The organism is Mesorhizobium sp. M0590, assembly GCF_040320905.1.
Classification (GTDB): Bacteria; Pseudomonadota; Alphaproteobacteria; order Rhizobiales; family Rhizobiaceae; genus Mesorhizobium.
The window spans coordinates 345,956-359,600 of record NZ_JAMYQN010000002.1 but is presented as its reverse complement, the minus strand read 5'-3'; the positions used below and the strand labels follow the sequence as shown (position 1 = coordinate 359,600).

Here is a 13,645-nt window from a genome sequence, read left to right as displayed (position 1 = left end):
CTGCTGCCTGCCGGCGTTTGGTTGTTGTTCCTGCCGGGCGCTGAACGCCCGGCAGGAAAGCCTCGTCTCAGAGGCCGTTGTCCTTCAGGATCTGGGCGGCATTTTCCTTGGTGATCTTCTGCGTCGGCAGGGTGATGGTCTTTTCCACCTTCTCCCCGTTCAGGAACTTGATCGCCTGCCGCAGCCCTTCGGCGCCCGGCGTCACATAAGTGAACGTCGCCGTCAGCTCGCCATTGGCGACCAGCTGCACGCCTTCATTGGGCAGGCCGTCGATGCCGATGAACTTGATGTCCTTCTCACGTCCGACGTCCTTGGCGGCAAGATAGGCGCCATAGGCCATCGGATCATTGTGGCCGTAGACAAGATCGATTTTCTCGTTGTTGCGCAACGCCGTCGCCATGATGTTGTAGGCCTGGTCCTGCTTCCAGTCGCCCGACTGCTGGTCGAGCAGGTATTTTATGCCTGGCTCCTTATCGGTGAATTCATGGAAGCCGTCATGGCGGTCGTGTGCCGGCTGGGTGCCCATGCCGCCCCAGATCTCGACGACGTTGCCGGCGGCCTTGCCCTTGCCGCCAAGCAGCTCGACGGCATATTCACCGGCAGCCCGGCCGATCAGCTTGTTGTCGCCGCCGACGAACTGCGTGTAGTCGTTGGTTTCGACGTTGCGGTCGAGCACGAAGACCGGGATCTTGGCATCGATCGCCTGCTGCACGACACCGGTCAGGCCGGCGGATTCTTTCGGTGATACCAAGAGCGCATCGACCTCCTGACGGATAAGGTTTTCGACATCGGCGACCTGCTTCTCGGTCTTGTCCTCGCCGTCGGTGATGATCAGCTCGACTTCCGGATGCTTGGCCGCTTCGGCCAGGATGTCCTTGTTGAACTGGGCGCGCCAGGGTTCGATGGTCGTCACCTGCGAGAAGCCGATCTTCCACTTCTTGTCCTGCGCATGGGCGCCGCCGGCAAGCATGGCGGTCGTGGTCAGGAGTGCCGCTGTCAGCCCGGCGAGCTTCAACAATTCACGTCGTTTCATTTCTTGTTTCCTCCAATATTCAGAGACGCGGTCTCTTGCGACGGCCGCTTTGCCGCGGCCGTTTCCTTGTGCGCTTGCCCGCCGGGCAGTCGCAGATAGAAGAGAAGATCACCGGCACTGCGCTCCTGTACGAGCACGGTACCGATGATGATCATCCCCTTCAGCACCAGCTGAAGGTTCGAATTGATGTTGTGCAGTTGCAGGATGTTGGAGAGCAGCCCGAAGATCAGCACGCCGCAGAACGTCCCGGTGAGGCTGCCGCGTCCGCCCATCAGGCTGGTGCCGCCGATGACCACGGCGGCAATGGCGTCGAGCTCCAGCCCGGCGCCGGCGTCCGGCTTGCCTTGCCGGTACTGCGCGACATAGAGCACCGCCGCGATGCCGGCCAGCAGCCCTGACACGGCATAGGTGGCGATCTTCACGCGGCCTGCGGCGATGCCCGACAGCCGCGCCGCCTCCTCATTGCCGCCGATCGCATAGACATAGCGGCCGAACGGGGTGAAGCGCAGCACGGCGCCGTAGATCAGGATGGCGCCGAGGAAGAACAGGCCCGGCATCGGGATCACGCCGAATACCAGAGAGCGCAGCATTTCGAAATCGGCGGTGGCATTCGAGCCGGTGTAGACCGGCAGCACCGCATTGTTCTGGCCGGCTGTCAGCCGGGCGATGCCGAGCGCAGTGACCATCATCGCCAGCGTCACGATGAAGGGCTGCAGCCGCCCGGCGACGATGATGAAGCCGTTGAGCGCGCCGAACAGCAGGCCGACGCAAGGCGCCACCAGCAGCACGCCGAGCACGCCGAATTTTGAGCCCACCTGCGGCAGCAGGAACCACAGCACCAGACTGCACAGGATCACCCCGACAATGCCGGGCGTCACCAGCCCGCGAACGCTGTCCAACCTGATGTCGTGCGTGGCCTGCGCGCCGGCGCGGGATTTTTCGATGTTCAGCAGGATGAAACGAGTGACGAGAATGCCGAGGCAAAGGGCTGCCAGGGCAACTGTCGGCACCCCCAGCACCACCGCCGGCGTCACGCCGGGGACCGTCAGCAGCATGGCACAGACGACCGTGCAGATAGCCATCAGCGAGCCGACGGAAAGGTCGATACCGCCGGTGATGATCACCGCAGTCATGCCGGTGGCAATCAGCCCGGTGGTCGACACCTGGCGCAGCACATCGAGCAGGTTGCCGTAGGACAGGAAGATGTTGTTGCCCTTGGAGCTGATCGGCGAGCCGAGCACGCCGATCAGGAAGATGGCGATCAGGCCCCAATAGAGCTTCGTCCGGGACAGGATATGCAAAATGCTCATGCGGCAGGCCTCGTCATCGTCCGTCGCGGCGCCGCAAGCCGCATGATGGCCTCCTCGCTGGCTTGCGCGCGGGACAGGATTCCCGTCTGGCGGCCGTCGGCCATGACCAGGATACGGTCGGAAAGATGCAGCAGCTCCGGCAATTCCGAGCTGATGACGGCGATTGCCAGCCCGTCTCGCGCCAGCTTGAAGATGAGATCGTAGATTTCCCGCTTGGCACCGACATCGATGCCGCGCGTCGGCTCGTCGAGCAGCAGCACCCGCGGCCTCGTCGCCAGCCATTTACCGATGACGACCTTCTGCTGGTTGCCGCCGGACAGCGTGCCGGCCGGCTGCTCGACGGTCTCGCAGCGAATTCCGAGCGCCTTGACGGCGTCCCGTGCCAGCCCTTGCTCGCCGGCCAGCGAGCGCAGGCCGAACCGCGCCAGCGCGCCGACCAGCGGCAGTGCGACATTGTCGGTGATCGAGGCCTCGAGATGCAGGCCTTGCGTCTTGCGGTCTTCGGTGACCAGGGCGATGCCGAGCCGGCGTGCGTCGCGCGGCGAACGGATTTCTACTGCCTCGCCATCGAGCCAGATCTCACCGCCGGCACGGCCGCCGCTGGACCCGAAGATGGTTTCCAGGATTTCGGTACGGCCCGAGCCCAGCAATCCGCCGATACCGAGAATTTCTCCGGCGGCAAGATCGAAGCTGACGCCGTCGAGCACGGTGCGCCAGCCATGGCGATTGGGCTTCGACAGCGACAGCTCGCTTACGGAAAGGACGGTGTTGCCACCGGGAATGCGGTGTTCCTGGGAGGAAGCAAGCAGGTTTCGCCCGACCATCGCCGAAATTATGGCGTCTTCGTCGAGCTTGTCCATCGCCTGCGTCAGGACGTGGCGTCCATCGCGAAACACGGTGACGCGGCTGGCCAGATGCATAACCTCGTCGATGCGGTGCGAAATGTAGACGATCGCCACGCCGCTGTCGGCGAGCTGGCGGATGATGCGGAACAGCCGCTGGCATTCGGCCGGCGAAAGCGCCGAGGTCGGCTCGTCCATGATCAGAATGCGCGCCGACATCGACAGCGCCTTGGCGATCTCGACCAGCTGCTGTTCGCCGACGCGCAAGGCACCGACGCGCGCATCCGGGTCGAGCTCGATGCCGAGCCTTTGCAAGAGCGTTCCGGCGGCGCGGCTGCTCGCCTTGCGGTCGACGATCAGTCCGGCGATCAGCTTCTCGCGGCCGAGAAAAATGTTGTCGGCGACGCTGAGTTCGGGGACGAGGTTCAGCTCCTGGTGGATGATGGCGATGCCGGCGCGCTCGGCTTCGCGGACGCCGGTAAAGCGCACCGGGTGGCCATCGATACTGACCGTTCCGTTATAATCCGTGTAGACGCCGGACAGGATCTTCATCAGCGTCGACTTGCCGGCGCCGTTCTCGCCCATCAGCGCATGGACCTCGCCGCGCCGCAGTTCGAAGCCGACATCGACAAGCGCGGCGATACCGCCGAAGGACTTGGAGATGTGCTCGGCGCTCAGTACGACAGCCGAGCCGTCCGCCATAACGCCTTGCGCAGGGATGGAATTGCCGTGCTGCATGACAAGGACGGCCTCCCTCCGTCGTCACCGAACACCTCAAACGCTAATCTAAACGTTTCGATCATGTCAAGGCAATATCTGGAGCCTGAGATTGTTCCATTTCAATTCTTGCGCAAAATCATAAGATTCCGTACGTATTGCTACCGTGGAGTGGTGAAACGTTTCGAAAATGACAGCGTCAGGACGAAAAAAGCAGCGCAAATTCACTGCTCCGACTATGCTTCATGTGGCCGAGGCCGCGCGTGTTTCCGTGGCCACCGTATCGGCGCTGATCAACGGCACCGCGACCGTCAGCCCCGAGCTCAGCCAGCGCATCGAACAGGCGATCCGCGACATCGGCTACAAGCGCAACGCCATTGCCCGCAGCCTGAAGATGGGCACCACACGCACCATCGGGCTCACCGTCCCACACATCACCAATCCGTTCTTTACCGACGTCGTTTCGGTCATCCAGCAGGCTTTCGACAGGGCCGGCTACGCCGTCATGCTGTGCTGCACCGACGAGCACCTGAACACGCAGGACGACCAGATCAGGCTGCTGCTCGACCGCATGGTCGACGGACTGATCGTCGCGCGTGTCGGTGACGGCGCGATCCTCAAACGGATTGTCGACGACGCCAATGTGCCGGTCGTGCTGCTCGACCGTGTTTGCCAGGGTGTCGACACCGATGCCGTCGTTCTCGACAATCAGCGCGCGGTGTTCGACGCCATCACTTACCTGATCGATCTCGGCCATCGGCGCATCGGCTACATCTCCGGCTCGTTCGATATCTCGCCGATGCATGACCGCATGGCGGGATACCGCGAGGCCCTCCAGGCCGCCGGCCTGCCGGCCGAGACCGAACTCGTCCGCTTCGGCAACTTCCACGAAGTCGATGGCTACAACGCAACCATGCAGCTGCTTTCGCTGCACGACCGGCCGAGCGCCATCTTTTCGGCCAACAACCCGATGGTGATCGGCACCATGAAGGCCATTCGCGATATCGGCCTGTCCTGTCCGGAGGATATTTCGGTCGCCTGCTTCGACGATTTTCCGTGGTCGGATGTGTTCCGGCCGCAATTGACCACGGTCGCCCAGCCGGTGCAGGCGATTGGCGAACAGGCGGCCAATCTGCTGCTCGACCGGCTCGCCGGAAACAGGGATGCGCCGCCGCGCAAACTGACGCTCAAGGGACGCTTGATGATCCGCAATTCATGCCGTCCGCCAGGTGCGATCGCGCAGAGCGTCAGCGCGTAGCGCTTGGGCTCTGTTCAGAAACTTTGCAATGCCGGACGGACAGCGCTCCCTCTGTCCTGCCGACCCCGGGCCTTCGCAGCCACTACGGGCGTTCGTCTTTCGAAAACCGAGCAATTGAAGGACGCGGCGCCGATCGAGCCAAGTGGCCAACAATCAGCCAGCCGACAGTCAGGAAAATCTTGGCAATCGAAGCATGTCGGTTTAGGAATATGACGAGATGCGGCTGATCGCCCACACGGGCGCCGGCTTGAGTCATGCGCGTGAGATCGATCCTAATCGGGCTGGTACTTGCTGGGATGGTCGCATTCTTCGGCTGCACCACCGGCGGCGCATTAAAGACTTTCCCCTCGGCCTATGGCGGCCTCACCGACGCCGGTTTTCGCGTTCCGCCGGTTCCGATCTACAAGGTTGACCAAAAGTTCCGTCGGCAGACAGTGCCTTATGCGACTGAAGAGGCGCCGGGCACCATCATTGTCGATACAGGAGCGAAGTTCCTCTACTACGTGTTAGGAGACGGTCAGGCACTGCGCTACGGCATCGGCGTCGGCAAGGCGGGCTTCGAGTGGCATGGCACTGCTCACGTTGCGAGGAAGCGCGAATGGCCGGATTGGAGCGCGCCGTCCGCCATGATTGTACGCGAGCAGAAGCGAGGCCGCATCATACCGGCCCATATGGAGGGCGGACTCGTGAACCCGCTCGGTGCGCGGGCGCTTTATCTTTTCAACGAGAAGGGTGACACTGGATATCGCCTGCACGGTAGCCCCGAATGGTGGTCCATCGGCAAAGCCGTGTCTGCGGGCTGCATTCGCCTCATGAACCAGGACATCATCGATCTTTATGACCGCGCCACAATCGGCACCAAGGTGATCGTTATTTAGTGGACGCCGCGTTTCCCGCTAACGGACGAGCATGACGGATCGAAAACCTCCGCGTAAAACGCGCGAAATGTTCGCTATGTCTTCGCACACCTGTTCGCGATGTTCCCTGCCTAAGGCCGGCCTTGCCCGCAACAGTGGCAAGTGGCGAACCAACTCTCAGGCAGCTTCCGACAGCGATTTGTGAGCGTCGGCCAGGATCTCGAACGAGCGCACCCGCGCCGCATGGTCGAAAATCTGCGCTGTGACCATCAGCTCGTCGGCCCCTGTGCGGCGCACAAACGCCTCGATGCCTTGCCTGACCGTTTCCGGGGAGCCGACGACGGCGCAGGAAAGCGCTTGGCCGAGCATGGTCTTGGCCATTGGATCGAGGTCGCGCTCATATCCTTCGACCGGCGGCGGCAATCGGCCGGGCCGGCCGGTGCGCAGATTGACGAAGGCCTGCTGCAGCGAGGTGAACAACAGCCGCGCCTCGGCATCGGAAGGAGCGGCGAAGACGTTGAGGCCGAGCATCACATAAGGCTTGTCGAGCTGCTCCGAAGGCTGGAAACGCGAGCGGTAGATCTCCAGAGCATGGTCGAGCTCGGCCGGCGCAAAATGCGAGGCGAAGGCGTAGGGCAGGCTGAGCATGGCGGCAAGCTGCGCGCCGTAGAGGCTGGAACCGAGAATCCAGATCGGCACCTTTTCGCCTTCGCCGGGCACCGCGCGGATGCGTTGGCCGTCTTCGGCCGGCTGGAAATAGCCCATCAGCTCGACGACGTCCTGCGGGAAATTGTCGGCGCCAGCGTCGAGGTTACGGCGCAGCGCCCGTGCCGTGGCCATGTCGGTGCCGGGCGCCCGGCCGAGGCCGAGATCGATGCGGCCGGGATGCAGAGCGTTAAGCGTACCGAACTGCTCGGCGATGACCAGCGGCGAATGATTGGGCAGCATGATGCCGCCGGCGCCGACGCGTATCGTATTGGTGCCGCCGGCCACATGGGCAATGACCACCGAGGTGGCGGCGCTGGCGATGCCCGGCATATTGTGGTGCTCTGCCAGCCAATAGCGCCGGTAACCCAGCCGCTCGGCATGACGGGCGAGATCGAGCGAATTGGCGAGTGACTGTGAAGCGTTGCTGCCTTCGACGATCGGCGACAGGTCGAGAACGGAAAGAACGGTCATCGGCGCGGGTTTCCTGTGGGCCGAAGGGATGTAGGAAGCCGTTGCCGAGGCGGCAAATTCAAAATGTTGATGGAGCGCTGAGGGCACAACGGACGTGCGACCGATGCAAGGTCGTGATCTGCACCATCGGGGGGACGCTTTTGACCCTTTAAGCCGCTACTTTTTCACCTCGGGAATCTCTTCGTCCTCGATCGCTGCCGTGTGTTGCGCCGCCAGGAAATTGCCGACATGGCTGAGACCGTCGAAATGATCGCAGAACACCTTGATGACGACCAGCAGCGGCACCGCCAGCAGCGCGCCGACAAAACCCCACAGCCACGACCAGAAGGCGATGGCGATGAGGATCGCCACTGCGTTGATTTCGAGACGGCGGCCGACCACCGTCGGCGTCACGAACTGGCCTTCGACGACATCGCACATAAGGACGAAGGCCGGCGCCAGCAGCGCATAGGAAATCGTGTCGAAGCTTATCAGCGCGATGATCGTAACCAGCGTGATGGTGGTCAGCGCCCCGATATATGGCAGGAAATTGAGCAGAGCCGCTGCCGCGCCCCAGACCTGCGCGTTGGGCACGCCGAGCGCCCACAGGCCGAGCCCGATGACCACGCCGAGACATGTATTGATGACCGTGACAGTAAGCAGATAATGCGAGATTTCACGTTCTACGTCGTAGACGACGCGCAGCGCCCGCTTCTTTTCGCTGAGACTGGGGAAGGACTGGACGATCTTTTCATAGAACATCGTGCCCGAGGCGAGCAGGAACAGCGACAGGACGAAGACGATGGTAACGCTGGCGCCGGCCGACAGCACATTGCCGGCGGCCTGCGAGAGAATACCGGATGGCGCCGTCGCCACCCTCTGAACGCCCGGCTCCTGGGATGTCTGTGTCAGGCCCTCGATCTGGCGCGAAATCTCCACGATCCGTTCGAACGGACGGCGCAGTTGTGCCAGCCGTTCGGTAAGCTGCTGGCCGATCGTCGAGGTGTTGTTGATGAGGTCGATGACCGGGCCGCTGAGCAGATATCCCGCGACGGCGACGAGGCAGAACGAAAGCAGCACCAACAGTGTCGCTGAAATGACATCGGGCATGCCATGCTTGCGCAGGAAGCGAACGATCGGCGTCAGCGTCAGCGCCAGCAGGAAAGCCAGAATGACCGGCATGAAGAAGGCGCGGGCGAAGTAAAGCGCGTAGATCGCCATGAGGATGAAGATGCCGACGAGCAGCGAACGCATCAGATGCGCATCCGCCCGCGCCTCGACGCGCGGATCCGGGCTTTCGGCAGCGCTTGCGCCCGAAGCGTCGGGTTCGGCTTTCATTCTGACCCTCGGCGGCACACCGCGATTGGTGCAGACCGTTGGCGAAAACGCCTCTGTCGCTTCAAGGTTCCGTTAGCTGGCGTCACCGGCAAGGCCGCCTCGCGGCCTTGGCAATGAATCAGGTGACCGGGAATCAGGCAACCGGCGCCGCCACGGCGGGAACGGCCTTCGCAGTTTCCCGGCGCACGATCGGCGCCACTTTGGTGCCGTAGAGTTCGATGGCCTTCATCACCTTGGCGTGCGGCATGGTGCCGATCGCCATTTGCAGCAGGAAGCGGTCGTTGCCGAATATTCTGTGCTGGGCAATGATCTTCTCGGCCACCTGTTCTGGATTGCCGACGAACAGCGCGCCGTTTGGGCCGCGCGATTGGTCGAAATGCGCCCGCGATGTCGGCCCCCAGCCGCGCTCGCGGCCGATGCGGTTCATCACCTCGGCCTGCGGCCCGTAAAAATCGTCGGCTGCCTGGTCCGTGGTGTCGGCAATGAAGCCGTGCACGTTGAGACTGGTGGCAAGGCTTGCCGGATCGTTGCCGGCGCGCCTGGCTGCATCCCTGTAGATGTCGAACAGCGGTGCGAACCGCGCCGGCTCGCCACCAATGATCGCCAGTGCCAGCGGCAACCCGAGCACACCCGCGCGGGCGACGGATTGCGGTGTTCCACCGACGGCGATCCAGATCGGCAATTTGTCCTGCAAGGGCCGCGGATAGACGCCGCGGTCGTTGATCGGCGCGCGCAGACTGCCCGACCAGGTCACCTTGACATGATCGCGGATGGCGAGCAGCAGTTCGAGCTTTTCGGCAAAGAGCTCGTCATAGTCTTCGAGTTCGTAGCCGAACAGCGGAAACGATTCGATGAACGAACCGCGCCCGGCCATGATCTCGGCCCGGCCGCCGGACAAAAGGTCGAGCGTCGCAAACTGCTGGAAAACGCGAACCGGATCGTCGGAGGAAAGCACGGTGACCGCGCTGGTCAGCTTTATGCGCTTGGTGCGTTCGGCCGCCGCGGCCAGGGCCACGACTGGCGCCAAAGCGGCATAATCGGGACGGTGATGCTCGCCCAGCCCAAACACGTCGAGGCCGACCTGGTCGGCCAGTTCGATCTCCTCGATCAGGTTGCGCAGCCGCTCATGCGCACCGATGGCGCCTGGCCCCGTTTCCGGGCTGACGTCGGCGAAGGTATAGAGACCGAGTTCCATCATGTGTCATCCTGGCGTTTTGTTTTTCGCGCTAGAGGTAGCGACCCGCCCGCCGCGCCGCCAGAGGGCCGGATGGTGAACAGTGCATGTCCGTTTCAGCCGAATTCAATCGAAATGGCGTCTCCCGGCTGCAACAGATCAGAATTTCATGGCTGGCATACCGTTTTGGCGCTTGAACTCTCGGTTTTCGCGCGTATGTAAGCCTCGCAAATTGACTTCAGGGAAGTGGACTTGGCTATCTATAGGGAAAAAGACGTTTTCGAGCGGCGCAATGCCGCAAACGAGGCAAAGAAGGCGCTTCTGGAGCGCTTCAAGGCAAAGCCGGCGCCAGATGATCCAGCGGTGCTGGCACGACAGGCCGAGCGCAAGGCGATCCTCGAGGCCCGCGCGATACGCGAGGCCGAAAAGGCCAGGCTGAAGCAGGAAAAGCTGGCGCGCGAAGCGGCCGAAAAGGCCGAGCGCGAGGCAGCTGCCGAAGCGGCACGCATCGCCGCGGAAGAAGCCGCACAGGCCGAAGCGAAGATCCGGGAAGCTGAAGAGAACGAGCGGATCGCCCGTTTTCTTGCCGACGAGGCCGAACGCAAGGCTAAGCGTGACGCACGCTATGCGGCGCGCAAGCAGCGCACCGGCAGGACGCCGCCCGGCTTCTCCGCGCGATAGCGCCTTCCGGCACTGATCAGCCGAATTCAAGAATCAGGGCCGCCTTGCAGCGGCCCCGAACGCGCTCGTCCGTCAGAATCGGCTAAGCCGCGAGCTTCAGTCCCATGATGCCGCAGACGATTAGCGCGATGCAGGCCAGCCTGATCGCCGTCGCTGGCTCGCCGAGCAGCCATATCCCAACAGCGCCGTGCCGACGGTGCCGATGCCGGTCCACACCGCGTAAGCGGTGCCGACCGGCAACGCCTTCAGCGCCAGGCCGAGCAAGGTCAGGCTGACGATCATCGAGGCTACCGTCAGGACGGTCGGCAGCGGCTTCGAGAATCCGTCGGTGTATTTGAGGCCGATCGCCCAGCCGATCTCGAACAGTCCGGCGAACAACAGGAAAATCCACGACATCGGAACGCTCCGTTTCGATGGCTTCCGGCCGATTTCTTGAAAAGCGCAAAAATTGCCTTCGCCGCATCCATAGGGGATGCGCGTGAGCTTAATGAACAATCATACCGGCCGCGTTTGCGGCCGGTCGAAATAAGCCGAAACGGTAGCTGCGGCCCTACTTGTCCTTCAGCTTCATCGCCTTCACCGGCGGTGCCTTCAGGGCCGGCGCCGGAGCGGGTTTCTTCGCGTCCTTCTTCGGCTTGCGGGCTTCCTTGCCTGCCTTCATCGCACCCTTAGCCATGATTCGTTCCTCCAGTTGATGTCTGGCGAAGTGAAACAAGAGAAAACGCTCGACTGCAAGAGGCCGCTGCCGTGCAGTCGCCCTGGCCGATGGCTGTCAACCGGTTTCTAATTCCCTCGTAAACCGCAGCGGTCCGTGCCATGGTCTTCTTCGCACTGCAGCATCAGCCCTTGCGTTTCGCCGGCTGATGATCAGGCAGGCCGGTCAGGACGACAATGCGGATCCACATCGGTTGCCAGATGAGCTTCGACTTCCCGCAGGAAACACCGCTGATCGCGATGCTAAACGTCCATTATTCGCGCGCATCCGATCTTGAGCGGCCGGACTTCCTGACGTCGAACCCGCCGGTGCCGATCGAAAGCTACCGCGACAGTTTCGGCAATTGGTGCAACCGTTTCGTTGCGCCGGCCGGGCGCTTTGCGTTCGGCACCGACGCGGTGATCCGCGACCCCGGCTCCTTCGAGACGCGCGAGCTGACGGCGTGGCAGCACGAGGTGCGCGATCTGCCATCGGAGACGCTGCTGTTCCTGCTGCCCAGCCGTTATTGCGAGAGCGACGTGCTGTCGAATGAAGCGTGGCGGCTGTTCGGCAGCACCCCGCTCGGCATTCCGCGCGTCCAGGCGGTCTGCGACTTCGTCCATAACCACATCGTCTTCAACTATTTCAATGCACGGCCGACGCGCACCGCCGCCGAGGCCTATCGCGAGCAGAGTGGTGTATGCCGCGACTTTGCTCACCTCGCTGTTGCCTTCTGCCGCGCCCTGAACATTCCGACCCGCTACTGCACCGGCTATATCAGTGATATCGGCCTGCCAAAGCCGTGGTCGGACATGGATTTCGCCGCTTGGATGGAGGTCTATCTCGGCGGCCGCTGGCACGCGTTCGACCCGCGCAATAACGCGCCGCGCATCGGCCGCATCCTGATTGCCTCCGGACGCGATGCCGCCGATGTGCCGCTGACCCACATTTTTGGGCCGGGCGCGCTGGCTGGCTTCAAGGTCTGGACGGACGAGGTCGTCGAATAGCCCCGCGCCGCCCTTTTTAACAACTGACCTTGTGAACAACTGGGCACTTCGGGCGTTGTGAGAGCTGTGGAGCGTGGGCGGGCGCTCCGCCAATCTCGGTGCATCAACCAAGGCAGCACACCATGGCGGCGCATGGCGGGTCGAAAAAAGTGATCTATGCGGCGCTCGCCGGAAATCTTGCGATCGCACTGACCAAATTTGCCGCTGCCTTGTTCACGGGCAGCTCGGCAATGCTCTCGGAAGGCGTCCACTCGCTCGTCGATACCGGCAATGGCAGCCTGCTGCTTTACGGCATGCACCGTGCCTCCCGGCCGGCCGACCGCACGCATCCGCTCGGCCATGGCCGCGAGCTGTACTTCTGGAGCTTCATCGTCGCGCTCCTCGTCTTTGCACTGGGTGCCGGCATATCGTTCTACGAAGGCGTGACGCACATCATGGCGCCGGAGCCGATCGCCAACGCCAAGGTGAACTACGCTGTCCTTGGCCTTTCCTTTCTCTTCGAAGGCACCTCTTGGCTGGTGGCGCTGAAGGAATTCCGCCACCAAAAAGGCAGCCACGGCTGGCTTGAGGCGGTGCAGCTCAGCAAGGATCCGAGTGTCTACACCGTACTCTTCGAGGACAGCGCGGCACTTCTCGGCCTCGTTGTCGCCTTCGCCGGGATATCGGCGGCGGAACTGCTGGACATGCCGAAGCTCGACGGCGCCGCGTCGATCGGCATCGCGCTCATCCTGGGCGGGACCGCGATCTTCCTGGCGCGCGAAAGCAAGAGCCTGCTGCTCGGCGAGCCGGCCTCGCCCGAGGTGCAAACAGAGGTGCTGGCCATCGTCCAGCAGGACCCGGCGGTGCAACGGGCAAATGGCGTGCTGACGCTGCATATGGGTCCGCAGGAGATCGTCGCCGCTTTGAGCATCGAGTTCGAGGATCATTTGTCGGCGCCGGAGATAGAGACCTGTGTCGAGCGCCTCGAGACGCGGCTGAAAGCGGAGATGCCGGAGGTGACGCGGCTGTTCGTCAAGCCGCAGACCACCGGCACCTGGGAACGCCGGAGCAAGGCCTTGGCGGCGTCCGGAGGGGAACCGGCCTGAGGAAAATGGCTGCGCCATCGGGCAGTCCCGGTTATGATTGCGGGCAAAAGCTCCAGGAGGAACGAAGATGAAAATCGACGGCGCGTGTCATTGTGGCGCTATCACTTACGAGGCCGAAGTCGATCCGGAAAAGACCACCATTTGTCACTGCATCGATTGTCAGAAGCTAACCGGAACGGCCTTTCGCGTCACCGTGCCGGCGTCCGAGGACAATTACAGGATCACCAAGGGCACGCCGAAGATCTACATCAAGACCGGTTCGAGCGGCGCCAAGCGCGCCCAGGCATTTTGCGGTGAGTGCGGCTCGCATCTCTACGCCACGTCGGCGGGCGAGGGACCGAAGGTTTACGGTATCAGGGTCGGCACGGCACGGCAGCGCGAGCAACTGGTGCCGAGAAAGCAGATCTGGCACCGCTCGGCGCTGCATTGGCTGCCGGAATTCGAAGGCACAACCATCATCGAGGAGCAGTAGCGCCAGACCCGGGCGAAGC

The 13,645-nt window shown here is 62.8% G+C and carries 13 protein-coding genes and 1 pseudogene; 6 read left to right on the top strand and 8 right to left on the bottom strand.

From position 1 onward, the window contains the following. Nucleotides 1-67: 67 nt before the first annotated feature. The 3 genes from NKI52_RS05460 to NKI52_RS05450 are packed head-to-tail and all read right to left on the bottom strand — an operon-like array spanning nucleotide 68 to nucleotide 3,923. Nucleotides 68-1,033, bottom strand: coding sequence for a substrate-binding domain-containing protein (locus NKI52_RS05460; RefSeq protein ID WP_254815861.1), 966 nt, complete (start codon nucleotides 1,031-1,033; stop codon nucleotides 68-70). Then, entirely contained in the window at nucleotides 1,030-2,343 is a 1,314-nt protein-coding gene (locus NKI52_RS05455) for an ABC transporter permease (protein ID WP_023676963.1), read from the bottom strand. Before NKI52_RS05455 ends, NKI52_RS05460 begins: the two co-directional genes overlap by 4 nt. After that, the gene (locus NKI52_RS05450) at nucleotides 2,340-3,923 is read right to left on the bottom strand and encodes a sugar ABC transporter ATP-binding protein (RefSeq protein ID WP_352691417.1); all 1,584 of its coding nucleotides are present in this window, start codon (nucleotides 3,921-3,923) and stop codon (nucleotides 2,340-2,342) included. The genes NKI52_RS05455 and NKI52_RS05450 overlap by 4 nt, the downstream gene beginning before the upstream one ends. 217 nt (nucleotides 3,924-4,140) lie before the next feature. Between NKI52_RS05450 and NKI52_RS05445 the strand changes: the two genes are divergently transcribed. Next, nucleotides 4,141-5,160 (top strand): LacI family DNA-binding transcriptional regulator, encoded by a 1,020-nt coding sequence (locus NKI52_RS05445; RefSeq protein ID WP_023676961.1) that lies wholly within the window; start codon nucleotides 4,141-4,143, stop codon nucleotides 5,158-5,160. Nucleotides 5,161-5,414: 254 nt separating this feature from the next. Beyond that, entirely contained in the window at nucleotides 5,415-6,038 is a 624-nt protein-coding gene (locus NKI52_RS05440; protein WP_352634783.1) for a L,D-transpeptidase, read from the top strand. A gap of 156 nt (nucleotides 6,039-6,194) precedes the next feature. Here NKI52_RS05440 and NKI52_RS05435 read toward each other — a convergent pair whose 3' ends face one another. The 3 genes from NKI52_RS05435 to NKI52_RS05425 form a co-directional block, all read right to left on the bottom strand. Beyond that, nucleotides 6,195-7,196, bottom strand: coding sequence for an LLM class flavin-dependent oxidoreductase (locus tag NKI52_RS05435; RefSeq protein ID WP_352634785.1), 1,002 nt, complete (start codon nucleotides 7,194-7,196; stop codon nucleotides 6,195-6,197). 156 nt (nucleotides 7,197-7,352) lie between these two features. Beyond that, nucleotides 7,353-8,513, bottom strand: a complete 1,161-nt coding sequence (locus NKI52_RS05430) for an AI-2E family transporter (protein ID WP_023676958.1) — start codon at nucleotides 8,511-8,513, stop codon at nucleotides 7,353-7,355. 133 nt (nucleotides 8,514-8,646) lie between these two features. Continuing rightward, nucleotides 8,647-9,708: an LLM class flavin-dependent oxidoreductase gene (locus tag NKI52_RS05425; RefSeq protein ID WP_352697433.1), complete on the bottom strand. Its 1,062-nt coding sequence runs from the start codon at nucleotides 9,706-9,708 to the stop codon at nucleotides 8,647-8,649. A 231-nt stretch (nucleotides 9,709-9,939) separates the two neighbouring features. Here NKI52_RS05425 and NKI52_RS05420 point away from each other — a divergent pair, with 231 nt between their 5' ends. Further along, nucleotides 9,940-10,368, top strand: a complete 429-nt coding sequence (locus NKI52_RS05420) for a DUF6481 family protein (RefSeq protein WP_023676956.1) — start codon at nucleotides 9,940-9,942, stop codon at nucleotides 10,366-10,368. A gap of 82 nt (nucleotides 10,369-10,450) precedes the next feature. Here the strand turns inward: NKI52_RS05420 and sugE are convergent. After that, a pseudogene (gene sugE, locus NKI52_RS05415) lies at nucleotides 10,451-10,764 on the bottom strand (quaternary ammonium compound efflux SMR transporter SugE). Nucleotides 10,765-10,918: 154 nt separating this feature from the next. Continuing rightward, the gene (locus NKI52_RS05410) at nucleotides 10,919-11,044 is read right to left on the bottom strand and encodes a hypothetical protein (protein WP_013528464.1); all 126 of its coding nucleotides are present in this window, start codon (nucleotides 11,042-11,044) and stop codon (nucleotides 10,919-10,921) included. A gap of 215 nt (nucleotides 11,045-11,259) precedes the next feature. Here NKI52_RS05410 and NKI52_RS05405 point away from each other — a divergent pair, with 215 nt between their 5' ends. The 3 genes from NKI52_RS05405 to NKI52_RS05395 all read left to right on the top strand — a co-directional run bounded on the left by NKI52_RS05405 (nucleotide 11,260) and on the right by NKI52_RS05395 (nucleotide 13,626). Next, entirely contained in the window at nucleotides 11,260-12,069 is an 810-nt protein-coding gene (locus NKI52_RS05405; RefSeq protein ID WP_352501143.1) for a transglutaminase-like domain-containing protein, read from the top strand. Between the two features lie 122 nt (nucleotides 12,070-12,191). After that, a complete protein-coding gene (locus NKI52_RS05400) occupies nucleotides 12,192-13,154 on the top strand; it encodes a cation diffusion facilitator family transporter (protein WP_352568529.1) in 963 nt (320 codons plus the stop codon). Nucleotides 13,155-13,221: 67 nt separating this feature from the next. Further along, complete coding sequence (locus NKI52_RS05395; protein ID WP_023676952.1) at nucleotides 13,222-13,626, top strand: GFA family protein; 405 nt, start codon at nucleotides 13,222-13,224, stop codon at nucleotides 13,624-13,626. Nucleotides 13,627-13,645: the final 19 nt, after the last annotated feature.